The organism is Pedobacter sp. 01T416_2, assembly GCF_056398925.1.
Genome location: NZ_JBFTQI010001152.1, coordinates 1 through 1759, shown reverse-complemented (window position 1 = coordinate 1759; position 1759 = coordinate 1). Strand labels below are relative to the sequence as shown.

At 36.6% G+C, this 1759-nt stretch carries 4 protein-coding genes; all 4 read right to left on the bottom strand.

Going from position 1 to position 1759, the window contains the following annotated elements; genetic code table 11:
- Positions 1-41: 41 nt before the first annotated feature.
- On the bottom strand, positions 42-266 hold the full coding sequence (locus AC1DPQ_RS28160; protein WP_477579492.1) for a DUF2798 domain-containing protein: 225 nt from the start codon (positions 264-266) through the stop codon (positions 42-44).
- Positions 267-424: 158 nt separating this feature from the next.
- Positions 425-895 (bottom strand): DUF4265 domain-containing protein, encoded by a 471-nt coding sequence (locus tag AC1DPQ_RS28155; protein WP_477611626.1) that lies wholly within the window; start codon positions 893-895, stop codon positions 425-427.
- Positions 895-1299, bottom strand: a complete 405-nt coding sequence (locus AC1DPQ_RS28150; protein ID WP_477579488.1) for a hypothetical protein — start codon at positions 1297-1299, stop codon at positions 895-897. Before AC1DPQ_RS28150 ends, AC1DPQ_RS28155 begins: the two co-directional genes overlap by 1 nt.
- Before the next feature lie 115 nt (positions 1300-1414).
- Entirely contained in the window at positions 1415-1639 is a 225-nt protein-coding gene (locus AC1DPQ_RS28145) for a hypothetical protein (RefSeq protein WP_477579486.1), read from the bottom strand.
- Positions 1640-1759 lie beyond the last annotated feature (120 nt).

The window sequence follows — 1759 nt, the reverse complement described above, 5'->3', positions numbered from 1 at the left end:
GTTCGTGCATTTAATTTAGTCTTAACCAAATGTAACAATGTTTAGGCTTTAGAAGTGATCTTTTCGGCCAGTTTCCGTGCATTGGGAATAATGATAAAGGCCGCAAAATAGGCTAGAGGTAACATAATACTCCATGCTTTTAAGAATTTGATAAACCAATCTTCGCCAAAACCGTAGTTGCGCATTAAACCTACAAACGCCATAATTAATGTCATAGGGATAACCACGAAAAGCGTGTTGATGTATTTGAAATGTTCTTTTTTCATTTTTAATCTGTTTTAATTTATAATGTTGCAAAGGTGCAGCCATTAAAAATCTTAAACTTTGATGTAGGTCAAAAAAGGAAGAGACTAATATTTAGAGGTCGTAATGTTTATTTTGGTTAACAATATATTTTATCGTAGTGATAGGCTTTTAGGATTCGTCATTGCGAGAAGGCTTTTTCAGCCGACGAAGCAATCCTAATGCACACGCTGTTAGCGATCGTTGTAAGATTGCTTCGTGCCTCGCAATTATTTATGGGTTTATAATTTAAGCTGGGCGGGATATCGATCACGAAATAACCATCACTAAATTTTTCAATTTCGGCCCCCAAAGCTTTAAGCATTGTAATGATTTCATTAGTAGAACTTGCTTTGTTCATTAACACCACCTGAATAGTAGAATGGCCCGAATAAGCAATTGTTTCGCGATAGGTTAACATACCTTCATCTTCATCATATTCTGCAAATACTAGGTCGTTATAGGCAAAGGGTGCATAAAAAGGAATGTTTTCAATCTTATAATGACCTTTTTCCTGATCTACAGTTTCGCACCACATGGTTTCTATTGTCCATTCCTCCAAGGCATCGCTATGAAAAGCAAAGAGGACTTTTACCAGTTTATCTTCAGTCATTAATATTTCTCTTCCAGCACGATTTCAATAGCGATTACTTTCCATTCACCTTTAATATTTTTCCAATGGTAAATTTCTTCTGTCTGGATAGTTTGTTTTTTAGAAAAAATAAGCAGATTCGGCTTTAAAATGACTGATTTTCGGGCAATTTTTTCGGTAAAAACTTCGTTTTCAAAAGAAGATTTAATGCGGTAATAACTGGTATGTATTTCTTTAATATGGCCAAAATACTTTTTTAAATCGATTGTATAATCGCGTTTATTAAGCGCTATACCTTCTGCAGGGGTATAAGTTAAGCTGTCATCAAACATGGCAGTGTAGGCCGTTACATACTTACTTTCTAAGGCCTGATCTGCTTTTTTGTGTATCTCGTTTATTGCTGAAATGATTAAATCGGTTTCCATGGCATGAAGTTAATTGTTTGTTTCAGGGTTTTCAAATTTATGATGGTCATGAAGCTAATTTTCCACAAATATCAAAACATGAAACTGCTTGTTTTGTATTGAGTATAAATTATTTTTAGGTTTTGAAAATGAAAGGGCTTATTTCATAGGTACTGTAGCCCCCGCCATACGCTAATTCCGATGAAGAATCGGAACCGCTGCTGTCGGGTTTGGTTGCGTTTTGCTTCAGGGCACGAACCTTAGTCAAATAAACCCGATTGTCGGGAAGAGCTTCCGATTCTTCATCGGAACTCGTACCAGAAAGCGGGACTGAAATTGCCAAGGGCGCAGAACCAATCATTTCCTAATGTTTATAAGAGGCTTTTATGTTTTGGAAATGAAAGGTTAGTGTTTCATAGGTACTGTAGCCCCGCCATTCGCTAATTCCGATGAAGGATCGGAACCGATGAAGGATCGGAAC

What these genes read in the sequence shown, in the direction of transcription:
- AC1DPQ_RS28160 (WP_477579492.1), bottom strand. Translation starts at nt 266, where the DNA reads ATGAAAAAAGAACATTTCAAATACATCAACACGCTTTTCGTGGTTATC.
- AC1DPQ_RS28155 (WP_477611626.1), bottom strand. Translation starts at nt 895, where the DNA reads ATGACTGAAGATAAACTGGTAAAAGTCCTCTTTGCTTTTCATAGCGAT.
- AC1DPQ_RS28150 (WP_477579488.1), bottom strand. Translation starts at nt 1,299, where the DNA reads ATGGAAACCGATTTAATCATTTCAGCAATAAACGAGATACACAAAAAA.
- AC1DPQ_RS28145 (WP_477579486.1), bottom strand. Translation starts at nt 1,639, where the DNA reads ATGATTGGTTCTGCGCCCTTGGCAATTTCAGTCCCGCTTTCTGGTACG.